Raw genomic sequence first — 22,030 nt, forward strand, 5'->3', positions numbered from 1 at the left:
CCTTTTATTTCAGAAGCGCATGTCTCCAGTGCAATTGCGAATTTGCTCCTGCACGGCCGGCAGCATGTGCAGACAGCAGAATGGGGCAGGCCGGTTCCGTTTAAGAATCGGCCTGCCCCCTGCATCCGGGTACAGTAAGCTCTCCCATGCACCGTCCTTCGGCACACCATAATCCGTCGAATCTGCCTCATCACACCAGATGCTTATCCAGCGTAAATCCCCGTCCCCTTACCTCGCGCACACCATTGATGATAATAAACGCCTTCGGATCAATCTCCTGCACGCAGTGATTTAAGTGGCTCATTTCCCGGTTCGGAAGCACGCACAGAACTGCCTTCTGATCCAGCTTTTCAAATCCGGTCTGGATGGGCAGGAAGGTGGAGCCGCGGTCCAAATCCGTCTGGATAATCTCATTGATCCGCTCATACTCCCGGCTGATAATCAGCACCTGCACATCACCGGCACCAAACACCAGCACCTGGTTTAAGACGATGGAAGTCAGCAGTACGGACATGATTCCATAGAGAATCTCTTCCGTATTGGAAAATATCATCTGAGACAGCAGGATGAAAATGTCAAAGAAGTACATGGACAACGCCACCGGAATCCGGAATTTCTTATTGAGAATCAGCGGCGGAATATCCATACCGCCGGTAGAACCGCCCAGCCGCATAACGATTCCCAGTCCCAGCCCCGTCAGCATACCGCCAAACAGCGCCGCCAGGAGCCGGTCCCCCGTTAAGTGGCTGAACGCCTCAATCTTCAGAAACTGGTTAAGAAACGCGGGAAATACAAGGGTGCTGACAATGGTGGTCAGCGCAAACCGCTTTCCCAGAATATAAAATCCCAGTAAAAACATAACCACATTGAGGGCTGCCACCGTCACCGACACATCCAGATGCGCAAAATGCTGTACACTTCTGGCAATTCCCGTTGCGCCTCCCACCAGGAAATGGTTCGGGATGGAAAACGCCGAAAGCCCCAGCGCAAAGATCCCATTTCCCAGCACAATTCCGAGTATCTTTCCTATTTTCTTACTCATTGTCCGCTCACTTCCCCTTTGTATTGATAGTACTTTTCTAATATTCAGAATCTTACCGCCGACCTCTTCGACTTGTCCAGATCATTTAGAACTTCAGCTTCAGCCCGGTCTCATACTTGCTGTCGTCAATGATGACACGCACATCAAAGGTGCCGTTCAGGCCCTCTTTGTCGACGTTTAACGTCACTTCCCTGTCATCCTTGGGCAGGAAGGTGCCGGAACACATCGCCAGAAACTTCTGTGCACTGGTGGAGATGAAATACCGGTGGATCTCCTCCGGATCATCTTCCTTTTCCAGCTGGAACATTACCAGCTGTCCCTTCTTAAACTTCGCCTTAAAAATGATGCGGTCGTCCTCTTCCGTAAGCACCGCCTCACAGGCTTCCGGAAGCAGTTCCCCTGTGTTCTCTGCCGGAACCTCCGTATCAAACTCGCCTGTCACTCCCAGATTTCCTACGACTCTGCCCTTTCCCAGGTCTAAATTGGCTCCTTCCCGGTACAGGCTCATCTTCTCGGCACGGTAATAATTGGATGGCAGATGCATCTCATACACCAGTTCTCCGTCCATGATTTCTACGGTAATGCTCTTTAATACGCACTCCGGATCCTCCAGATTCATATAGACCGGAAGTTCCTCACAGGTAACACCATGATTATACCCCATTCCTCCGGAATGTACCAGATAGTAGCCGTCACGATAATATTCCACATTGGAAATATAGGATGAGAAGAAGTCATTCTTCCGCTCTTTTCCAAACTGCCATACCTGCTCAATCGTCATCCTCTCCGTATCAATGTGGTAGCGGACTCCTCTGGAGAAATTATCCCGGTTGAGCCTGTACTGCTCCTTATTCTTTGCCCTCCAGTGGCCATTGTCAAACAGCATAATATCGCCATCCGGAAGCATCATGCATGCGTGCTGTTCATACTGCCAGTCAAAGTCACCGCTGCCTGCCGGGGTAAAGAAATAACGGCTTACCAGATCTTCCGGCCACCCCTCCGGGTCTCCGATGATCCAGTTGAGTTCTCCCGTCTCAAAATCGATATTGATGACCGCATCCTGATGTCTGCCTGAGAGCGTCAGGGAATTCGTCCTCCTGTCATACCACACCGCGTTGTTGTGGAACCAGTCGTGTTCCGACCAGCTCCCGGACTTCGCCGCCTGTTGGGGAAGAACCTTTTTGTAATCCCATGATTTGATGATTTTTCCGCTTTCCCGGTCCACCAGCACGCACATGTCCTCTGCTGTGGCTGCATTTTTCTCCTGAGTCAGGATCAGCAGATTTCCGTCCTCCATCTCGAACTGGTCGTGATGGTAGCCGCCTGGAATGCAGTACTCCGTATATATTTTTCCCACCAGGTCCATTTCACAAACACCCGCCGTGTAGTAAGGCATGTTTAAAAGCCGGTTGGAGCCAATGAGAATGCGGCCGTTTGCGGCAGGCTTCATGTCAAATATAAACGGCTCCACCAGATGCCAGCGGCAGTCTCCCCGATAGTCATAGCCTCCGGCCAGTGAATCCCCGGCAGGTGTCACGAACATCAGCTGCCCATTCATATAATCACTTGTTGTGTTGATATAATCCGCCTGGTACGGCATATTTTCAATCTGTTCCGTGGTCACAGTTACTTCGTAAGCCGTTCCGTCCTCCAGCGCAATCACAACCGTATTATCATACTCCGGATAGAGCCCAAGCACCGGAAGGATCTGCTCCTTCGCCTTCGGAAATGTATGGGTAATATCACCGGCAGCTTCTTTCCCCTTTACAGTCAGAGTCACTGCCTCTTCTTTTTCTGTTTTAAATAAAATCATTGCCGTCAGCGGATTTACGAGATAAGGATTTACCACGATATAAGGATGCTCTGCGGTATAGTTCCCGCGTTCAAGCTCCTTTCTCATAGCCTCTTCGTTCTGATACTGACGCTCCACCAAATGGCTGATCCGATGATAACCGATTGCTTTTCGTTCCAATGTACTGCCCCTCCTGTCAATTTTGTTAAAATTATAACATTGTTTTTTCCTGCAAAAAATATCAGTTGCTATGATTTTTCTTTTTATTTCCAGATGAATATGGTATACTATGAACCTGGTATCTCACAGTATCAGAGGGGGAGACGATCAGAATAACGCCATACATAAGAGGGGGAAATGGAAGATGGAATCAAGCGCCGCCTGTTTAAACGAACTCCGGGATCTCGGCACACTGACCCGTAAAAAGAAAAATGACTGTCTCTACAATCGTGCCCATTTGGACAAATACGTATACTGCCTCGAAGAGGGGCTTTGTGCACTCCACAGCGTTTCTCCCGGCGGCAGGGAACGGATCTATCAGTATTTTCTCCCCGGTGACTTCGTCGGTTTTATACCGGCCTACGCCAGATCTTACCCCGACGACACCTTTTATGCATTTTCAATCACGGCAAAATCCGCGTGCCTGCTGTATCAGATACCATATAACACATTCCGTGAATACGTGGAGTCTCATCCCGACTTTTACCGGTGGCTCTTTGAGACTGCCATCGCGCATTACGACAATGCATTAAAGCACTGTTATGCCCTTCAGGATGGCGACAACTTTGTAAGCCTCTGCTACGCCCTGACTGAACTGGCTGTCTGCGAAGGCCCCCATTACGTCATTCACAAGGATTTCTCCTACAGCGAGCTGGCAAACTATCTGGGCATTCATACCATCACCGTAACACGGATCATGGGAAAATTAAAGGATATGGGCGTTGTGAGCAAACGCGGCCACCAGACTGTGATTCACGACATGGCACGGCTGACGGCACTGGCACAGCAGCGGACAATATCAAAAAAATAACGGCTAAGATTAAAAACAGCAGGTGCGCAGTTAAAAACGCACCTGTTATTTATAATATCAGCCGTTATCTGTTATTTCCCATCGCTGTTTTTCTTCTGATCCGCCACACGTTTTATGGAAATTCCCGTAAATCCATACAGTATGGAAAACAGCGGCGTCAGCCACAGAAGGGGAACAAACCCGATATACTGCGCCCACGTGACTCCCAGGGTCCCCGCCATGTAAATTCCGTATCCGTGCCACGGAATCATGGGGCCTGCCAGCGTTCCGCTGTCCTCCAAACATCGGGAAAGAATTCTCGGTTCGATCCCCCGTTCTTTAAAGAGAGGCTGCATCAGACGCCCTGTCAGTACGTGAGACATCGGGCTGGAACAGCTGACAATGCTGGTAACATAACCGGTCAGAAGTGTGGCCAGAACCAGGGAACCGTCACTGTTGATCCGTTTTACGAAGACGGAAAGAATATTATTCAGTACCCCCAGCCGGTCAAGCATGCCGCCCATGCCCACTGCAAAGGTGATGATAGCCACATACTGAAGCATACTGGCCATACCGCCTCTGTTCAGGATAGATTTTAACACTCCAATCTCTGTATCACTGGTAAATCCATCGTAACAGATCTTCAGAATGGAACGCAGATCCACCCCCTGGACAAAGACTGCCACCAGCGCGCCTGCGACAGCGCCGATTCCCAACGCTTCAAACGCACCTACCCGGAACATTAACAGAACGATAATCAAGACTGCCGGGATCAGGGTCGTCCAGCCAATGTGGAACGCTCCCTGCAGATAATCGATATAAACATTCAAATCTCCCGGATCATATCCGCCGTTCGTCTGGCTGATTCCCAGAACCGTAAAGACAACGATACTGATCAGCATCGGAGGAAGCGTCGTCCAGAGCATGCTCTTAATATGATCTCCCAGCTTCGCTCCCGCCACGGCCGGAGCCAGGTTGGTCGTATCGGAAAACGGGCTCAGCTTGTCTCCAAACATGGCTCCGCAGATTACCGCACCGGCCACCATTCCCGGATTGATCCCCATGGCATTGCCGATTGCCATCATCGCCACACCGGCACTGCCCGCGGAACCGTATGAGGTTCCCGTCACCAGGCTGAGCACCGCCGTAAAAATCAGAGTAAAGGTCAGTAAAAATGCCGGATTAATCGATTTCAATCCATACACAATAATCGTGGGAATCGTTCCGGAAGCCATCCATGTTCCGATCAAAACACCAATCGCCATTAAAATCGTCATGGTAGGCAGAACTACCTTCAACGCGTCAAATGCGCCTGCTTTCACATGTTCATAGTCAATCTTTAGTCCAATACAGAACAGATAGATGATGAGCCAGCTGAAAAACAGCCCTATCATCGGTCCGCCAACTTTAAAGCGGATACAGACCGCAACCGCAGCCACAATTAGCAGCAAAAGTACCGCAGACTGAATCCCGTTCAGCGTCTTTTGCACCTTCTCTTTCGTTTCCATACCGTGTTGCCCTCCAATAGTTATTTTTTTAACACATTTTATTTTTCTATCATATCCCATACGCCGGGTCAAAAAAATAACTCATGCTAGTATTTTCATGAAAAAGATAAATTTTTACTGATTTTAGCCATTTGACGCTTTAACTCGGCAAGTTTTTTGTTTTTCTCCGCCCTCATTTCATACAGATTCCAGCAGCCATGCCGTAATGGCCCGCTGCGCTTTCTCCGTATAGAAGAACACATCGTATTCGTTTCCCTTTTCACTCAGACGCTTCTCCGCTTCAATACCGAACGCTTCTCCGGCTTCCGTCAAACGCTTCCGCTTCATCCCATTAAAAAACTGTTCTTCATAATATCCGTCCTCGATCAGCTTTTGCTCTACCGATTTGATCGTCAGCCGTTTCATGGTGTCTTCATCCCGAAGATCATTGATCTGTCCTATAAAATCGCTTAAAGAGACCCGTTCCGAATAGTGAAGTTCATCTGCAAGCTCCCGGGTCATGACAAATTCCGTTTTGGCTGATTTCCCCTTCTTCTTTTTTACAGCAGCGGCCTCAACCGGTGGTTCCTCCTGCTTCAGCGGCTCCTGACTTCCGCTCTCCCATGCCGCCATAACATCGTCCAGAGACCAGTCATCAAACTCTCCGCTGTCACTGCTGAAATACAGATCATCGCCGGCGAAGCCTGCGTCATAATCCGCTGCTGGAGATGCCGCAGAGTCTCCGAACGCGCGATCAGCAGCCCTTTCTGAAAGATTCTCTGCTGTTTCCGCGTGAGCTGCTCCAGTCTCCGCCCTGATACACTCCAAAAACCTTTCCCCATACTTTTCAAACTTAAATTCCCCAACCCCGGTTACCGTCAGCATCTCTGCCCTGGTTTTGGGTTTTATCACACACATGTGAGTCAGCGTCTTATCAGAGAATACAATATACGGCGGAACTTTCTCCTCTTTCGCGATTTCGGAACGCAGCGCGCGGAGCTGATCGAACAGCGCTTCGTCGCTTTCTGAAAAACCGGCTTCCGAAAGACCGGCCGCCAGCCCTTTCCGGCTCTTCTTTCCTTTTTCTGCTTTCACCTTCGCAGGATGCTCCTGTTCCTTTGCCATCTTCATGACAACGGGGTCGCCCTCTTCCAGCACAGCCCTGGATTTCTCCGTCAGCTTAACGACCGCGTATTCGTCATTGGTCACCGCAAGATATTCGTTGAGCTGAAGGTAGTTTATCACCTGTCTCAGCTTGTAGGACGGCACTTTGGCAAGTTCCGAGTAGTGGGGATTTTCATCCATATGATACTGTCTGATCTTTGCCGTATTGGCTCCGTGCACCGTATCAATAATCACGTTCGTGCCGTATCTCTGTCTGCTGCTCTCCACGCATCCGATGATCCCTTTTGCGATATCCGTCACATCCACCGTTTCAAACTGGCTTAAACAGTTGGAACAGTTTCCGCAGTAGTTTTCACCATACTCGCCAAAATACCTCAATATGTAATCCCGCAGGCACTCATTCGTAAAGCAGTAAAACGTCATCCTGCGAAGCCGTTCCCGGTCTCTCTCCTGGACGATAGCGCGGGTAACCGCGTCCAGTTCCTGATTATCCCGGTTGTTATCGATAAACAGCTGGTTTGTGATCACATCCTGGCCGCCGTAAAGCAGGATACATTCTGCCGGTTCTCCGTCTCGCCCGGCTCTGCCTGCCTCCTGATAATAGCTCTCCATATTCTTCGGCATATTATAATGGATTACAAAGCGGACATTGGATTTATCAATTCCCATGCCAAAAGCATTGGTCGCCACAACGATCGCCGCCCTGTCGTAGATAAAATCCTCCTGATTCTTCTTACGCTCCGCATCGCTTAATCCGGCATGGTACCTTGTAACAGAGAATCCGTCCGCCCGCAGCTTATCGCTGACCTCCTCCACATTTTTTCTGGTCAGACAGTAGATCACGCCACTCTGTCCCGGATGCAGTTCCAGGAAATTCTTCATGGTTGCATACTTGTCCTTCGGTGCCTGGACTCCAAAATAGAGATTCGGACGGTCGAAGCCCGTCGTGAGTACCGTCGGCTCCCGCAGCATCAGGATGTCGCTGATATCGTCCCTTACCTCTTTCGTCGCCGTCGCCGTAAACGCGCTGACGACGGGACGAACGTTCAGCCGGTCGATGAACTCCACAATCTTCAAATAGCTGGGTCTGAAATCCTGCCCCCACTGGGACACACAGTGGGCCTCATCCACCGCTACCATGGAAATCTTCGTATTCAATGCAAAATCCAGAAATTCTTCCGTCACCAGGCGCTCCGGCGCAACATAGATAATAGGGTAACGCCCTTCCCTTGCATAGGCCAGTGCGCGGTAATACTGGGAAGCCGTCAGGGAACTGTTTAAATAGGCAGCATGGATCCCGGCCTGGTTTAGCGCCTCCACCTGGTCCTTCATCAGTGAGATTAACGGAGAAATCACCAGGGTAATCCCGTCCATCATCAGCGCCGGGATCTGAAAGCACAGTGACTTTCCGGCGCCGGTCGGCATGATTCCCAGCGTATCACGGCCGTTTAAAATACTGTCAATCAGAACCTCCTGACCGTCACGAAACTCATCATAACCAAAATATTGTTTTAACACCTGATGTTTATCCATATATCCTCTTTTCGTACTCCTTGTCTTTTATCTTCACTCGTCCATTAGAATCGCGCAGAACGATCAACAGCTTCCATTGTATCACGCGGCAGCCAATTCTGTCATCATCCGTCAGCTGCAGTTTTATCGAATAAAATTTTCATTTTATCTCACAGCGATTAAGTACTGCGGCGCAGTACTGGCAAATAAATGATTCACTTATATTCAAACGAGGGGAAATGCAAAGATTTTTGTCAAGATCAGACAGAGGCCGCTCTTAATGCCGATACTCGGTTTCATTGAGAAATAACGGAATATTTACTTTTATTATAACAACATTTTGTCTGGAATTCAACTGGTTTACTACTAATTATTTTATTTTTTACAATTATCAAAAGGAACGGCACGATTCCATCTTCCGGCAGACGGTATCCGGGCAGAATCGTCTGTTTGTCAAACTTGTATGTCACACGTTCCCCTGATTCTTTTTCCGTTCTTCCACCATCTGAACAAACCACTCCACCGTGGCCGGATCCTGATGGGAGAAAAATGAACTCGCTTTTTTATCAAGGGAAGCTATTTTCTCCATATCCCCATCGCTCAGTGAAAAATCGAATACATCGAAATTTTCCACCATGCGCTCATAATGAACGGATTTCGGAATTACCACCACGCCTCGCTGGATATTCCATCTAAGCATAATCTGCGCGGTTGTCTTCCCGTACTTTGCTCCCGTCTCCATCAGCACAGGGTCCTCAAACAGGCCGCCTCTTCCTTCGCCGAAAGGCGCCCATGCCTCTATCTGTACGCCGTATTGATCCATATACTCTTTGGCGAGAATCTGCTGGTTATACGGATGTGTTTCCACCTGATTGACCATCGGGCGGATGCGGGCAAAGGAGGCCAGATCCACCATCCGGTCAGGATAGAAATTGGAAATCCCGACCGCACGCAGCTTTCCCTCCTCATACAGTTCCTCCAAAGCCCTCCATGCCCCGTAATAATCGGCAAACGGCTGATGCAGCAGCATCAGATCAAGGTAATCAGTCTGCAGCTTCCTCAGTGATGCTTCTACTGATTTTCTGCACTCCTCATAGCCGTAATGCTCCACCCACACCTTCGAGGTCAGGAAAATATCCTTTCTCGGGATACCGGACTTTATAAGCGCCGTTCCAACCTCCTCTTCATTAAAATATGCCTGTGCCGTATCGATTGAACGGTAACCCGCCCTCAATGCGTCAAGCACGCATCTCTCGCATTCTTCCTTTGACACCTGATAGACGCCATAACCCAAAATCGGCATTTCCATGCCATTGCTTAATTTTACGTATTCCATTTTAATCTCCTCTGTTCAATAAACTGCGCGGCCCGCAGGTTTCTGCCTTTCCTGTCTCTACAGCGCACCCACTACGTGATGCGGCACATAGGCCTCCTCAAGATAATCAATCTCCTCTTTTGACAGCTTTACGGAAAAACTGCCGGCCGCGTCGTCAAGATACTTTGCCTTCGTTGCACCGATCACCGGCGATGCCGCACCCTTTGCAAACTGCCAGGCCAGGGCAATCTGCGTCATCGTCGTATCCTTCTTCTCTGCAAGCTCAGATACCCGTTTTACGATGACCATATCGCTTTCTCGTGTTTTGTCGTATTTTCCCTGTGCCGTCACATCGGTTCTGCTCCTCAGTGTATCCGCAGACCAGGTTGGACGCGACAGTCTTCCGGCCGCCAGCGGGCTGTATGGGGTTCTCGCCACATTCTGCGCGTCACAGATCGGAATCAGTTCCCGCTCATCTTCCCGATAAAGCAGATTATAGTGGTTCTGCATGGAAACAAATTTTGTCCAGCCATTCTTTTCTGCGGTGTACTGCATTTCCATAAACTGATATCCATACATGGCAGATGCGCCGATGGCCCGTACCTTACCGGACTGAACTACCTTATGCAGGGCTTCCATCGTCTCCCCGACAGGCGTATCATAGTCGAACCGGTGGATAATCAGGAGGTCGATATAGTCTGTGCCCAGACGCCTCAGCGAACCTTCCACCTCTCTCAAAATTGCGTCCTTTGACAGTCTGCCTTCATTAAAATAGACCTTCGTAGCGAGAACCACCCGGTCCCTCGCCGTGTTGTTTCTGATCGCTCTTCCGAGATATTCTTCACTTGTCCCCGCAGAATAGCAGTTTGCTGTGTCAAAAAAATTAATCCCCAAGTCCAGCGCATGTCTGATAATCGATTCACTCTCCGCCGGATTCAGCGTCCAGGCATGCATCTTGCTGGCAGGGTCTCCAAAACTCATACAGCCCGCGCACAGGCGGGAGACCTCAATGCCAGAATTTCCTAACGTTGTATATTCCATTTTTTTAGCTTTCCTTTCTGTACAGAAACACAAATTACTGCCATACCTCTTTCGCCATATGGAACGCGGCCCATGCCTTCGGCCAGCCTGCGTAAAAAGCAGCATGCGTGAGGATCTCGGCGATCTCTTCCTTTGTAACACCGTATTTTTTCGCATTGAAAAGGTGGAATTTCAGGGAACTGTCCAGAATCCCGCTCGCCATCAGCGCAGTCACCGTGACGATACAGCGGTCCCTCGCCGACAGCTGCCCCTCTCTCGCCCACACCTCTCCAAACAGCACATCATCATTTAATTCTGCAAACTTCGGAGCAAAATCTCCCAGTTGTTCTTTTCCAGCCGTCACTTTTTCCATATGTCTGTTCCTCTCTTTCTCCATTGATCAGGTATTAAGTACACAATATCAGATATTGTCTGCTTTTGTTTTCTGTTATCTCAGTTTTCTGTCATCCCAGTTTGCTGTAATCTTCCCCGGTAACCGGCTCGCACCATTCATTTCTGCAGTGTTCTCCCGGCACCTCAACAGCCAGATGCTGGAACCAGGAATCAGGTGCGGCGCCGTGCCAGTGTTTCACTCCGGCGGGGATGGCAACAGCATCACCAGGCTTTAATTCTCTGGCCTCCTTCCCCCATTCCTGATAATATCCTCTTCCCGCTGTCACCAAAAGAATCTGCCCGCCGCCTTTGTCCGCATGATGAATATGCCAGTGATTGCGGCACCCCGGCTCAAATGTAACATTTCCGATAACAACCTGTTCTGTGGAAAGCATCGCCAGGTAACTCTGACCTGTAAAATACTCTGCATAGGCGTCGTTTGGTTTTCCCGCCGGAAATACACTCAAGTTCTCTGCATTCATGTGATTTCCTCCTTTATTTCAGCCAGCTCTTAATCTCTTTTTCTGACCGGTTTACTCTTCCGCCGCGAATCGCCAGCGCCTTCCCTATAATAGCTCCGGGGCACAGCTTCTTTATATCCGCAGCGCTGCTTCCCATCCCGCTTCCCTCATGAGTACAGAATGGTCTGATCGTCTTACCTGTAAAATCAAAATGTTCCAGAAACGTAAATACTGCCATCGGCATCGTCCCCCAGTAATTGGGATAACCAAGATAAATGACATCATACGGTTCCAGGCTCTCCGGATACGCAGCCAGCTCCGGCCGGGCATTCCGCCTCTGATCTGCCTGCGCCTGCGCAGTGCACTCATTGTAATCTGCAGAATAGGCCTGCTGCGGCTCTATTTTAAACAGATCCGCCCCCGTAAACTTTTGAATCATACCTGCCGCCGCTTCCGTATTCCCTTTTTCAAGAGTCCTTATCTCCCCGTTCACATAGTTTTCCTCTCCTCTTGAGAAGAATGCAATCAGTTCCGCCATCTCGTTTTCCTCCTTTTTATTGTTACCGTTTCCTGTATTGTACCTCCCATATTCTTGATTTTGAATCTCCTGTATGTTATTATTGTATCAACTTATTGTTCATACATTATGCCCGTTTCGAAGAATCGCCGCACGGGCTGCCTGACAGAAACAGGAGGAATTCTCATGTACAACCATATGCTGGATACTCTCATAGCGGCCGCCGACTGCGGCAGCTTCACCAGGGCCGCCGAACGCCTCTATATTTCCCCAACCGCGGTCATGAAGCAGATCAATGCCTTAGAAGACCATCTTGGCATGAAATTATTGGAGCGCACCCCGTCCGGAGTGAGTCTGACAGCTGCAGGCGCCGTCATTTATCAGGACGCGAAATTTATGATCGATTATTCGAAGAAATCCATTGCAGGTGCGAAAGCCGCCAGCCACGCCAGAGACACAGTCTTCTGCATCGGCACGTCACTTTTAAATCCCGCAAAGCCATTTATGGATTTGTGGTACCGTGTGAATCATGATTTTCCAGATTATAAGCTGCATCTTGTGACATTTCAGGATAATCACGAGGGAATCCTCTCTGAGATTGAACAATTGGGGGGAAAATTTGATTTTCTGATTGGTGTATGTGATTCGAAGGCATGGCTTTCCCGGTGCAGATTCCTCCCTCTGGGACGGTATAAAAAAATGATTGCCGTGTCCAGAGAGCACCGCCTGGCAGACAGAAAAAGCCTGGAGATTGAAGATTTATACGGGGAAACGATGATGATGGTAGAGCGGGGGGATTCCGGAGTCAATGATTTTCTCCGCAACGATTTGGAAAAGCATCATCCCCAGATCACGATTGAGGATACCCCCCGATTTTATGATTTGTCCGTATTCAACCGCTGCGCGGAAACCGGAAATGTCCTGCTTACGATCGAATGCTGGCAGGAGGTCCATCCGGGGCTTGTGACGATTCCTGTAAACTGGGATTACAGCATCCCCTACGGTCTGCTGTACAGCCTCGATGCCCCGGAGGATGTGGAGAGATTCGCTGAAGTGGTAAAGGAAATTTTATAGAAAATGCCGTCCTGCTGCCTCGCGCAGCACAGATCCTTTCATTTCCTGCCGCGCGCCTCCGACGGCTTCAGCGGATACCGTTTATAGATCAGTATATATTTATCGGAAAAGGAGGAACTGTTTATAAATTTTTCACGGATCCGTTCTGCGATGCCATCTGTCTGCAGATCCGTCGCATCTGATACCATGACGAGATACTGGCAGCTACTGTATCTCGTAAATACGTCCCCCGCCCGCAGGGACATCTGTATGATTGTATGCAGTTCTTCCATCAGCAGAATCCGTTCAGGAAGATCGGGAAAATCTCCGTGTTCGTCCGCCAGCGTAAAAAGGAGACTGTACACACTGGACTGTACCCGCTGAAGTCTTCGTTCCACAAAGCGGTATATGCCCACAAAGCTGTCATAATCCTGACAGAACGCCCCTGCATACGGATTGGGTTCAGACAGCTCCAGACTCACCTGCTCCATATCGGTCTTCAGGCTTTTCATGTTCGATGTGTTCTCCGGCCGGTTATCCGCATCGGCCGGTCTTTTTTTCCGCAGACTTTTTTCTGTGATCAGGCGCTGGTCTGCACGGTCAAACAGACGCTGATAATCATCCCCTTTTTGATAAATGCTTCCGCAGACTGTAACAGACAGCCTGGTAACCATAAACTGGTCCGGCGGAAGATTTAGGAACTGCTGCCTTATCTGGCGGCACCGCTCCTCAATAAAGTTCTGATCCTGCTTTACGCTCATAAAGATGACAAACTCATCCCCGCCAATCCGCCCCAGAATATCACTGTGAAAAACCCGTTCCTGCAAAATCCGGGCGACTCCGCGCAAAACCTGGTCGCCTGCAAGGTGGCCGTACCTGTCGTTGATACTCTTAAAATTATCAATATCAATGACAAACAGCACGCCGGTCTCATACTTCTTTAATCGCCTGCCAACCTTTTCTTCAACCGCCATCCGGTTATACAGCCCTGTCAGCCAGTCCGTTTCCGCCTGCTGGCTTAACCTTCGGTTCTCATTTTTCAGTAATGCCAGTACATTTTTCATCCCTGTCCCTCCCAGTTCTTCCATTCTGTATCAAATATGTCTCTGTTAACGACATGATTCCATCATCCGAAAAACATCAGTTTGCCGGAAACGTCAAGGTGAATACGGTTCCCTTCCCCGGCACGCTCTCCACCTCCACAGTTCCGCCCATGGCCTCCGCGGTGGTCTTCACAATATAAAGTCCCAGACCGCTGGAACCATCCTTTTCTCCGCGCTCCGGCGACACTTTATAGAACCGTTCAAAGATATGAGGGAGATGCCCGGCATCTATCCCCTCCCCGGTATCCGCCACCGTAAGCACTGCCCGGTCTCCTCTCCGCTTAATACCAAGGGCGATACTGCCGCCCTCCGGCGTATGGCGCAGTGCATTATAGACCAGATTATCCAGCACGCTCCAGATTTTATTTCTATCTATCTTCAGTTTCAGCGCATCATCCGCCTCTGCCGTAAAGAAGAGCCCCATGCCGCCGGCCAGGTCCCCGTACTTTCTTTCCGCCTCCTCCATAAGCGGAAGGGCCATAACCCATTCCAGACGGTAGCTGACCGTACCGCCTTCCATCCTGGTAACTTCAAACAGATTATGGATGAGCCGCTGGAGATCCAGGTTCTTATGATAGGCAATTCCCAGATATTCCGTCCGCTCCTGCTCACTGGAGGCGACATTCTCATCCCCCAGCAGCTCCAGATAATTGTTGAGTACCGTCAGAGGAGTCTTTAAATCATGGGAAATGTTGCTGATCATTTCCCGCAGGGCCGACTGGGAGGCTGCCAGCTGTTCATTGGCACTGTTTAACTGGGCCGTGCGCTGCTTAACCAGATCTTCCAGGTTCGCATTGACCCGTTCCACTTCCTCGTGAGCCTGCGCATAGCTGCGCGACAGCATAACGCACTGGCTAAGAATTAAGAACATGTTCGGCACGATGCCGGGCAGAAACATGTCTCCTTCAAACAGGGTTTTGGTCAGAGGGCCGTAGATCACGAAAGTCACCATGCTGAACAGATAAAGCAGCCGGTACGGGTCCCTGCCGATGTTCCCTGACCGGAACGCCAGAAAGATTGAGATGCCATAGGGAATCATGACCAGGAACATGCCTGTCACCGCCTGTGCATAGGGCAGGACGCAGATCCCCGCCATGGGCAGTCCGAAACAGAGTATGTAAAAAATACGAAGGCAGCGCCCCAGCCGGATGGAAAATGCCTGCACCATGAAAAGGCAGATGCAGAGACTGTGTATCGTAAACAGCAAAAGAAAAACCCTGCTTAAAAGAAATCCGATTCCGCCAGGCAGAAAATACTGGACCAGCGCATTGCTCTCCATCCCCAGCCGCAGCACGGCTGCCAGACAGGTGAGGCTGAAGGTCAGATACAGCCGCTCCCGCCGGCGGAAGAAATAGAGGAACAGATGGTAAACACCGATCAGAAGAATGCCTCCCAAAGCTGCCGCCGCCACGGTCCGCTGCCAGAACATGCAGTGGGTCAGTACCGTATCCCGTCCGATCAGAATCGGATAAAAGATCCCGCTTCCGTTCATACGGTAATTGGCCGCCTGGATCACCAGCTCCAGAACACCGTCCGGCGCTGCCGCCGCCAGCAGTTCATTGCGTACCCCGGTAACGGTATCCAGGTCCGACGTGCCCACCTTACCGGCATGGTAAAATTCTTTTCCATTAAGCCAGACCGCAGAGGAGGACATGATCTCCGGAATATACAGAAGATAGATCTGCCCCGGTTCCGTCAGGATCCTCAGCCGGTACGTTGCATAACCGAGCCCCGGATACCCCATCCTGGTCCACGGACCGGGCAGGTCAATATATTCCATCCCTGCCGGACTTCCCGTCCGAAAATCCTCCGGGGTATACAGCTGACTGTGATAAAACTCCCACTGCCCCGACAGTTCATACACGGAAGAAGTAAAATCCGCCTCCCGAAAGTCCAGTATTCCCTCTCCCGCCTTCGGCCCCTCCGAAACAAACGGTCTGGAGGAAGCAAAAAACAGAGCCAGGCACAAGCTGAAAATCAATAGAAAAATCGCCAAAAACCGTTTCATAAGATTGTCCCCGCTTCCACCTTCGGCAGGAACCGGTACCCTTCTCCGCGGACTGTCTCAATCCGGCCAATGACCGGCTCTGCCTCCTCCAGCTTGTGCCGCAGCCGTGTCATATGTACCGCCACCGTATTGGCATTGTCCGGCTTCCCTGTGCGCCATACCTCCTGATAAAGCTCCGATGCCGACAGGATCCGCCCAGGATTGCCCAGCAGAAACAGAAACAGTTCAAACTCCTTCTGTGCCAGGGGAATTATCCGGTCGTCAATCCGCAGAAGCTGGTTCTCGCGATCAACGGCGACTCTCTTTATGGTACTGCGCCTCACCTGCGCATACACGCGGGCGGCCAGTTCCTTTAAGCTGTAAGGCTTTGTAATATAATCCTCTCCCCCCGCCATCAGCCCCCTGATCTTATCTTCCTCGTCATCCATACAGCTGAGAAAGAGAATAGGGGCAGAAGTGATGGCACGCACTGCCTCACAGAGTTCAAATCCATTCATATCCGGAAGCAGCACATCCAGCAGAATGCAGTCGTACTTCTGTCTTCTCAGTAATTCCAGCGCCTCAGACGCGCAGACCGCCGAATCAACCTGATAGCCCCTGGCTTCCAGATACTTACGGTTTGTGCGCAATATATCCGTCTCATCATCCACCGCCAGCAGCCGGTAAGTGTAATCCATATAGCCCCTCCGATCCTCAAGATGAACAAATCTGTTCATGTTCCTTAATACGACAAATGCGAATGGCAGGAGCCATTCGCACTTTGTTACTGCTTTTATTATATTTACTGAGAACCCGCTTGTCAACGTATATTTGAGTTCCAAAGGACTGTTTTTGTTACCGTTTGCAACCTGTTTTTTTATTCTGCCGTCATATACGTATCCAGCTTCTCAAACCTGCTGCTGTAGCTGACTGCATCCTCATACTGGTTGGACTGCAGCACCAGATTGACGGTATTGCAGATACATCTCTGCAGCGCACTGATTTCCAGGGTTCCCTCTTTAAGCTCTCTGCGGATATTGTCGTGATCTTCTTTCACTCCCGGCATAACCATGTCGTTGCCCGCGCGCATACAGCCTGCGGCGGTACATACGCCTGCGGTGGAAGCCGTGGTGGTGGTCCAGTCTGTCATGATCGCGCCCGCAAATCCCCACTCGTCTCTGGCAGCCTTTGTGCAGATATCATAGGAATTGGCCGCATGTACGCCGTTGATCTGGTTGTAGGACGTCATGATCGACATGGGCTGTGAATTTTTCACAGCTATTTCAAATCCCTTTAAATAGATTTCGCGCAGTGCTCTCTCGGAAAGGACGGAATCTGACCCCATACGGTTGTCTTCCTGATTGTTGCAGGCAAAATGCTTGATGGTAGTTCCGCATCCCGGAACTTTCTGAACACCGAGAGTGATCGCAGACGCCATCATACCGGACAGCAGCGGATCCTCGGAATAGTATTCGAAGTTCCGGCCGCAAAGCGGGTTCCGGTGAATATTCATACCAGGCGCCAGCCACAGAGTCACATTAAACAGTTCCATCTCACGGCCGATCATCTCCCCTGCTTCCTTCAGGAGATTGACATCCCATGTCTGGGCAAGAAGCGTGCCGACCGGAAGTGCCGTACAGTACTGATAGTAAGTGGTGCCTTCCGGCTCTTCCGGATCAGCGAAAAATCCGCCTTCAAACGCCTGAAGGAAGCTGCCCTTATTGATCTTTCCATCTACAACCTGGTACGTCTTATGAAGCCTTAAACCGGCAGGTCCGTCTGCCAGTACCATGCTGGCTACGTTCCATGGGGACTCAATCGCAGCGGATGAGGTCTCTGCCGCAGCACCCGGCACAGTCAGCCCTGCGGAACCAAGGGCATTCTCCTGTCCTTTTCCGGGATCTCCTGTAGCAAGCGCAATCAGCTGTTCCTCCGATAAGGTGCTGACGATCTCCCCTGCTTTTCCTTCCGTCACGCCTAAGTGTTCCGGATAGGCAACCGTTTCTGTCACAATCTGATCTGCACAAACCGACAGATCAGGAAGCTTTAACGATTCCGCCAGACTCTTCCATGCGGCCTCTTTTTCCTTCATTTTACCGGCGTCCGGAATCAGTTCCTTCAAATCTTCTTTTCTCTCACAGATGGATTCACACTGCACCATCACGACATCTGCATCGAGGCTGATCGTAGCAGATAAGCTGGCGGATTCCAGAGAATTTCCTACCCAGATGCCATATGTACCAGCTTCCAGAATCCATGCCGACCGATCTTCATGATAGGAAGCCAGCTGGTATAACGGGAACGTAATCGTCAAATCCTGATTTTCTCCCGGAGACAAAAGCCTGGTCTTTGCGAAGCCGGCCAGACGGCGGTACTCTTTTGGCATGCCGTTCTGCGGACAGGAAACGTAGACTTCAGCGACTTCCTTCCCGGCATAGGTATTCCCGGTATTCTTCACGGAAGCCGTAACCGAGATTTTCGGCTGGTCTGTGCCCAGGCCGGAAGCACTGACTCCGGTTCCCACCACGGAAAATTCCGTATAGGACAATCCAAAGCCGAAACCGTAGCGAACCGGTACATCAAAGGTATCAAAATAACGGTATCCTACGAAAATTCCCTCTTCGTACTTTTCTGTATCCGTGTTGCCGTTTTTATGGCTGAAGGTCCGGGCGTTGGGATAATCCAGGTAGGTATATGCCCAGGAATCCGTCATTTTTCCGCTTGGATTTACAGCGCCGGACATGATATCGGCAAATGCCGAACCGCCTTCCTGGCCTGCCTGCATAAACTGCACAATCGATTTGATATTCGTAAATTCCTCTGTAAATGCCAGATCAATCAGGCCTCCGGTATTGATGACGAGAACCACACTGTCGTAAGAGGCTGAAATCTGTGCCAGAAGCGATTTTTCTTCTTTTGTGATGAAGTAATCACCTTCCGTATCGTGACGGTCCGCATTTTCACCTGCAATACGGCTGAGTACAAATACCGCCACATCGGCTCCATCCGCCTTTGCAGCCTCCTCATCGATAGAATCGCCGCATGGAACGACAAACGGAGTCGTGGAATACGCCTGGAAAAAGTTGCCGTCATACTGTTTCAGCTTCCTTAAGACCTCCTCCTTCCATGCCTGTCTTGCATCTGCGTAAATAGTCTCATAAGAGGAAAGCCATGCGTCGCTGGTCACTTCATAGCCTGCGGCCTTTAACCCCTGGCAGATGGAAACACAGTCCCTCTCATTGACATCGCCTGAACCTGTGCCGCCTTTTATGGTCTTTACCGCCCCGGCTCCGTAAAGCCCGATTTTTCCTTTTGCGGCAAGCGGCAGCAGATGGCCGTCATTTTTCAAAAGTACAAATCCCTCGGAGGCCGCTCTGCGGGCGATCTCCCTGTTTTCCTGCTCTCTTTTCGTCACTGCATCTGATGTCGAACCGGTAAATGTTCTGTTTTTCAATTTCATATCTGACCTCCAAATGGTATCTGTCTGTTTTTCTCTATTATGCACGATTCCCCTCTCACCCGCTAGATGTTTTTTTAACCTTTTGTAGGTTGATATTGATATATTTATAAACTTTTAGTAGAATAACAGCAGATATTCCTGTCACTATTGATATACTGCAGAGAGGGGAGGTTTCAGGATGGCACATATCATACACGAAGAGGTTTCCGAGAATGTCAATCTGCCGGCAAAGCTGGAGCTGGTCCACTGCATGCCCATGACCATACCGGCCCACTGGCACGAATATTTAGAGATCCTGTGCTTAATCGACGGCAGACTGACGGCAGTCATCCAGGCGGAATCGTATCAGCCTGAGCCCGGAAGCCTGCTGGTCATCAATTCCAATGAGCTTCATATGACACAGACGGCAGGCCTTACCACCTATGTACTTCTTCAGATTTCAGCTGAACAGTTAAGGCGTTTTTTCCCGAATTTTGAAGCGCTCCATTTTCAGACACTGATCTCAAAGGAAAACCGGAGTCCGGATCAAAAGGAAATGTTCTTCCACTTAGAAACCATGGTAAGCGAGTACGAAAAACAGGCGGACGGCTACCAGCTTCTGGTAACCGCCCACTTATATGAGTTCCTCTATTATCTTTACCGCTGCTGCTCCCACTGGAACGAAGACGGCGCCGCCGGCGGTTCCAGCCGGGATATGAGACGGATTGCCGGAATTATGGATTATGTCCGCCGGAATTTTCGCAAACCGCTGACGCTCGATGATGCGGCAGCTTCCCAGGGCTTGAGCCGTGAGTATTTCTGCCGCCTGTTTAAGAAGTATACCGGCCAGACATTTCTTGCATACGTAAATTCTGTACGAACCATGAATTTTTACGAGGATCTTCTGAAATCTGATGAAAGCATCACGCAGCTGATGGTGCAGAATGGTCTTACCAATTACAAGGTCTTTATGCGGATCTTTAAAGAAATGTATGGAACCACCCCGCAGAAGATACGAAAATCCTCTATCCATCAGGCTGATTCAGGATTTTGCCTTCCTCCGCCCTGAATGCTATATTTCAAAAAATATTTTCATATCCTCTTCTGCCGTTCTGATCCCTGCGATCCCGAACTGTTCCACCAGTACATTGGCCACATTGGGTGACAAAAAGGCCGGCAGCGTCGGTCCCAGATGAATATTCTTCACGCCAAGGGAAAGCAGAGCCAGCAGAACAATGACCGCCTTCTGCTCATACCATGCGATGTTATAGATAATCGGCAGATCATTGATATCGTCAAGCCCGAATACTTCCTTCAGCTTCAGGGCAATCACCGCCAGGGAATAGCTGTCGTTGCACTGCCCGGCATCCAGCACGCGGGGAATGCCGCCGATCTCACCGAGGTTCAGCTTGTTATATTTATATTTCGCACAGCCGGCTGTTAAAATGACCGTATCCTTTGGAAGCGCCCTGGCGAAATCCGTATAATAATTTCTCGATGGTGCGCGGCCGTCGCAGCCTGCCATCACAACGAATTTTTTGATGGCTCCGCTTTTTACGGCTTCAACAATCGGATCTGCCAGTGCCAGAACCTGATTATGTGCAAATCCGCCCACAATACTGCCGGTCTCCAGCTCAACCGGCGCCGGACACTGTTTGGCCTGATTGATCATTTCCGTAAAATCTTTCGTTCCGTCTGCGCCCGCTTCTATGTGCTTACAGCCTGGATATCCAACTGCTCCGGTTGTATAAAGCCGCCCCTTATAGCTGTCTTTCGGCGGAACGAGGCAGTTCGTGGTCAGCAGGACCGGACCTCCAAATGCCTCAAATTCCTCCTTCTGCTTCCACCATGCGTTCCCATAGTTTCCTGCAAAATGAGCGTATTTCTTAAACGCCGGATAATAGTGGGCCGGAAGCATTTCCGAGTGGGTATAGACGTCAATGCCGGTTCCCTCCGTCTGCTCCAGGAGCTGCTCCAGATCGCATAAGTCATGGCCGGAAACGAGTATTCCCGGATTCTTTCTGACGCCGATGCTGACTTTTGTTATCTCCGGATGGCCAAAGGCAGACGTATTTGCCTCATCGAGAATCGCCATGGCCTTCACGCCATACTCTCCCGTTTCAAGGGCAAGCGCTGTCAGCTCCGGAACGGTCATATTCTGGTCCAGAGTAGCAGCCAGCGCCTTCTCTAAAAATTCCTCCGCATCTCTCATCCCGTCTGCATGGTAAACGGCGCCGTTTTCCAATTTCCTCTCCAGGGCCGCTGCGTGTTTTAAATATGCTGCCATCCCTTTCAGTCCATACGTAATCAGTTCCCGGAGACTGCGGATGTCCTCATCCTCTGTCGATAACACGCCGATGCCCTTTGCTTTCTCCTCCATGGCCTCTGCGTCATCCCAGAGAGCAGCCTCAGACAGACCTTCTGTTCCGGACAGACAGTCTATGAGATCCCTTTTCATCGCCAGAGTCCGGCGGATCCTGCGGATGATTGCCTCATCATCGAAATTACCATTGGTGATGGTAATGAAAAGATTTTCCATTACCCGGCTGTTTACTTCATCCGGGACATTCCGGTTTTCCTCCCGCAAACGTACCGCTGCTTCCGAAATACCTTTTGTCACCCAGACCAGCATATCCTGTAAAGCGGCCGTACGGGGTCCCTTTCCACAGACACCCGATTTTGTACATCCGGAACAACCGGCGGTTTCCTGGCACTGATAGCAAAACATTCTGTTCTCCATATCGTAGTTCCTCCATTCTTAAATTCGTATTCAGC

General features: G+C 50.2%; 17 protein-coding genes. 3 read left to right on the forward strand and 14 right to left on the reverse strand.

The window, feature by feature from the left end; genetic code table 11:
* Window positions 1-190: 190 nt before the first annotated feature.
* Together NE473_RS12805 and NE473_RS12810 are read right to left on the reverse strand one after the other, a co-directional pair.
* Entirely contained in the window at window positions 191-1,042 is an 852-nt protein-coding gene (locus NE473_RS12805; RefSeq protein ID WP_055649074.1) for a YitT family protein, read from the reverse strand.
* Window positions 1,043-1,127: 85 nt separating this feature from the next.
* Window positions 1,128-3,014, reverse strand: coding sequence for an aryl-sulfate sulfotransferase (locus NE473_RS12810; protein ID WP_207747052.1), 1,887 nt, complete (start codon window positions 3,012-3,014; stop codon window positions 1,128-1,130).
* A 184-nt stretch (window positions 3,015-3,198) separates the two neighbouring features.
* Here NE473_RS12810 and NE473_RS12815 point away from each other — a divergent pair, with 184 nt between their 5' ends.
* Window positions 3,199-3,864, forward strand: a complete 666-nt coding sequence (locus NE473_RS12815; RefSeq protein WP_022032268.1) for a Crp/Fnr family transcriptional regulator — start codon at window positions 3,199-3,201, stop codon at window positions 3,862-3,864.
* A gap of 71 nt (window positions 3,865-3,935) precedes the next feature.
* Here the strand turns inward: NE473_RS12815 and nhaC are convergent, their stop codons facing one another.
* From nhaC to NE473_RS12850, 7 genes are all read right to left on the reverse strand, one after another.
* Window positions 3,936-5,351, reverse strand: a complete 1,416-nt coding sequence (nhaC, locus tag NE473_RS12820; protein WP_039893085.1) for a Na+/H+ antiporter NhaC — start codon at window positions 5,349-5,351, stop codon at window positions 3,936-3,938.
* A gap of 177 nt (window positions 5,352-5,528) precedes the next feature.
* Entirely contained in the window at window positions 5,529-7,988 is a 2,460-nt protein-coding gene (gene recQ, locus NE473_RS12825) for a DNA helicase RecQ (protein WP_081034796.1), read from the reverse strand.
* A gap of 445 nt (window positions 7,989-8,433) precedes the next feature.
* Window positions 8,434-9,303: an aldo/keto reductase gene (locus tag NE473_RS12830; RefSeq protein ID WP_022032265.1), complete on the reverse strand. Its 870-nt coding sequence runs from the start codon at window positions 9,301-9,303 to the stop codon at window positions 8,434-8,436.
* A gap of 57 nt (window positions 9,304-9,360) precedes the next feature.
* Window positions 9,361-10,323 carry an aldo/keto reductase gene (locus tag NE473_RS12835; protein ID WP_055649072.1) on the reverse strand — a complete coding sequence of 321 codons (963 nt, stop codon included), beginning with the start codon at window positions 10,321-10,323 and terminating at the stop codon, window positions 9,361-9,363.
* A 34-nt stretch (window positions 10,324-10,357) separates the two neighbouring features.
* The gene (locus NE473_RS12840) at window positions 10,358-10,675 is read right to left on the reverse strand and encodes a carboxymuconolactone decarboxylase family protein (protein ID WP_055649224.1); all 318 of its coding nucleotides are present in this window, start codon (window positions 10,673-10,675) and stop codon (window positions 10,358-10,360) included.
* A gap of 91 nt (window positions 10,676-10,766) precedes the next feature.
* Window positions 10,767-11,177, reverse strand: coding sequence for a cupin domain-containing protein (locus NE473_RS12845; RefSeq protein WP_055649071.1), 411 nt, complete (start codon window positions 11,175-11,177; stop codon window positions 10,767-10,769).
* 13 nt (window positions 11,178-11,190) lie between these two features.
* On the reverse strand, window positions 11,191-11,694 hold the full coding sequence (locus NE473_RS12850; protein WP_055649070.1) for a flavodoxin: 504 nt from the start codon (window positions 11,692-11,694) through the stop codon (window positions 11,191-11,193).
* 165 nt (window positions 11,695-11,859) lie between these two features.
* Here NE473_RS12850 and NE473_RS12855 point away from each other — a divergent pair, with 165 nt between their 5' ends.
* Entirely contained in the window at window positions 11,860-12,747 is an 888-nt protein-coding gene (locus NE473_RS12855) for a LysR family transcriptional regulator (RefSeq protein ID WP_055649069.1), read from the forward strand.
* Window positions 12,748-12,785: 38 nt separating this feature from the next.
* Here NE473_RS12855 and NE473_RS12860 read toward each other — a convergent pair whose 3' ends face one another.
* The 4 genes from NE473_RS12860 to NE473_RS12875 all read right to left on the reverse strand — a co-directional run bounded on the left by NE473_RS12860 (window position 12,786) and on the right by NE473_RS12875 (window position 19,276).
* On the reverse strand, window positions 12,786-13,790 hold the full coding sequence (locus NE473_RS12860) for a GGDEF domain-containing protein (RefSeq protein WP_055649068.1): 1,005 nt from the start codon (window positions 13,788-13,790) through the stop codon (window positions 12,786-12,788).
* A 76-nt stretch (window positions 13,791-13,866) separates the two neighbouring features.
* Window positions 13,867-15,837 carry a sensor histidine kinase gene (locus NE473_RS12865; protein ID WP_256265273.1) on the reverse strand — a complete coding sequence of 657 codons (1,971 nt, stop codon included), beginning with the start codon at window positions 15,835-15,837 and terminating at the stop codon, window positions 13,867-13,869.
* Entirely contained in the window at window positions 15,834-16,514 is a 681-nt protein-coding gene (locus NE473_RS12870) for a response regulator transcription factor (RefSeq protein ID WP_055649066.1), read from the reverse strand. Before NE473_RS12870 ends, NE473_RS12865 begins: the two co-directional genes overlap by 4 nt.
* 179 nt (window positions 16,515-16,693) lie before the next feature.
* Window positions 16,694-19,276, reverse strand: coding sequence for a glycoside hydrolase family 3 protein (locus NE473_RS12875; protein WP_055649065.1), 2,583 nt, complete (start codon window positions 19,274-19,276; stop codon window positions 16,694-16,696).
* A gap of 178 nt (window positions 19,277-19,454) precedes the next feature.
* On the opposite strand from NE473_RS12875, the gene NE473_RS12880 reads away from it, so the two are divergent.
* On the forward strand, window positions 19,455-20,324 hold the full coding sequence (locus tag NE473_RS12880; RefSeq protein ID WP_006774817.1) for an AraC family transcriptional regulator: 870 nt from the start codon (window positions 19,455-19,457) through the stop codon (window positions 20,322-20,324).
* A gap of 3 nt (window positions 20,325-20,327) precedes the next feature.
* Here the strand turns inward: NE473_RS12880 and hcp are convergent, their stop codons facing one another.
* Entirely contained in the window at window positions 20,328-21,995 is a 1,668-nt protein-coding gene (gene hcp, locus NE473_RS12885) for a hydroxylamine reductase (protein WP_055649064.1), read from the reverse strand.
* Between the last annotated feature and the right edge of the window lie 35 nt (window positions 21,996-22,030).

It is taken from the genome of Hungatella sp. SL.1.14, from assembly GCF_024460495.1.
In the GTDB taxonomy this organism is placed as follows: Bacteria; Bacillota; Clostridia; order Lachnospirales; family Lachnospiraceae; genus Hungatella; species Hungatella hathewayi.

What these genes read in the sequence shown, in the direction of transcription:
- NE473_RS12865 (WP_256265273.1), bottom strand. Translation starts at nt 15,837, where the DNA reads ATGAAACGGTTTTTGGCGATTTTTCTATTGATTTTCAGCTTGTGCCTG.
- NE473_RS12815 (WP_022032268.1), top strand. Translation starts at nt 3,199, where the DNA reads ATGGAATCAAGCGCCGCCTGTTTAAACGAACTCCGGGATCTCGGCACA.
- NE473_RS12870 (WP_055649066.1), bottom strand. Translation starts at nt 16,514, where the DNA reads ATGGATTACACTTACCGGCTGCTGGCGGTGGATGATGAGACGGATATA.
- NE473_RS12850 (WP_055649070.1), bottom strand. Translation starts at nt 11,694, where the DNA reads ATGGCGGAACTGATTGCATTCTTCTCAAGAGGAGAGGAAAACTATGTG.
- hcp (WP_055649064.1), bottom strand. Translation starts at nt 21,995, where the DNA reads ATGGAGAACAGAATGTTTTGCTATCAGTGCCAGGAAACCGCCGGTTGT.
- NE473_RS12875 (WP_055649065.1), bottom strand. Translation starts at nt 19,276, where the DNA reads ATGAAATTGAAAAACAGAACATTTACCGGTTCGACATCAGATGCAGTG.
- NE473_RS12805 (WP_055649074.1), bottom strand. Translation starts at nt 1,042, where the DNA reads ATGAGTAAGAAAATAGGAAAGATACTCGGAATTGTGCTGGGAAATGGG.
- nhaC (WP_039893085.1), bottom strand. Translation starts at nt 5,351, where the DNA reads ATGGAAACGAAAGAGAAGGTGCAAAAGACGCTGAACGGGATTCAGTCT.
- NE473_RS12860 (WP_055649068.1), bottom strand. Translation starts at nt 13,790, where the DNA reads ATGAAAAATGTACTGGCATTACTGAAAAATGAGAACCGAAGGTTAAGC.
- NE473_RS12840 (WP_055649224.1), bottom strand. Translation starts at nt 10,675, where the DNA reads ATGGAAAAAGTGACGGCTGGAAAAGAACAACTGGGAGATTTTGCTCCG.
- recQ (WP_081034796.1), bottom strand. Translation starts at nt 7,988, where the DNA reads ATGGATAAACATCAGGTGTTAAAACAATATTTTGGTTATGATGAGTTT.
- NE473_RS12830 (WP_022032265.1), bottom strand. Translation starts at nt 9,303, where the DNA reads ATGGAATACGTAAAATTAAGCAATGGCATGGAAATGCCGATTTTGGGT.
- NE473_RS12845 (WP_055649071.1), bottom strand. Translation starts at nt 11,177, where the DNA reads ATGAATGCAGAGAACTTGAGTGTATTTCCGGCGGGAAAACCAAACGAC.
- NE473_RS12880 (WP_006774817.1), top strand. Translation starts at nt 19,455, where the DNA reads ATGGCACATATCATACACGAAGAGGTTTCCGAGAATGTCAATCTGCCG.
- NE473_RS12835 (WP_055649072.1), bottom strand. Translation starts at nt 10,323, where the DNA reads ATGGAATATACAACGTTAGGAAATTCTGGCATTGAGGTCTCCCGCCTG.
- NE473_RS12855 (WP_055649069.1), top strand. Translation starts at nt 11,860, where the DNA reads ATGTACAACCATATGCTGGATACTCTCATAGCGGCCGCCGACTGCGGC.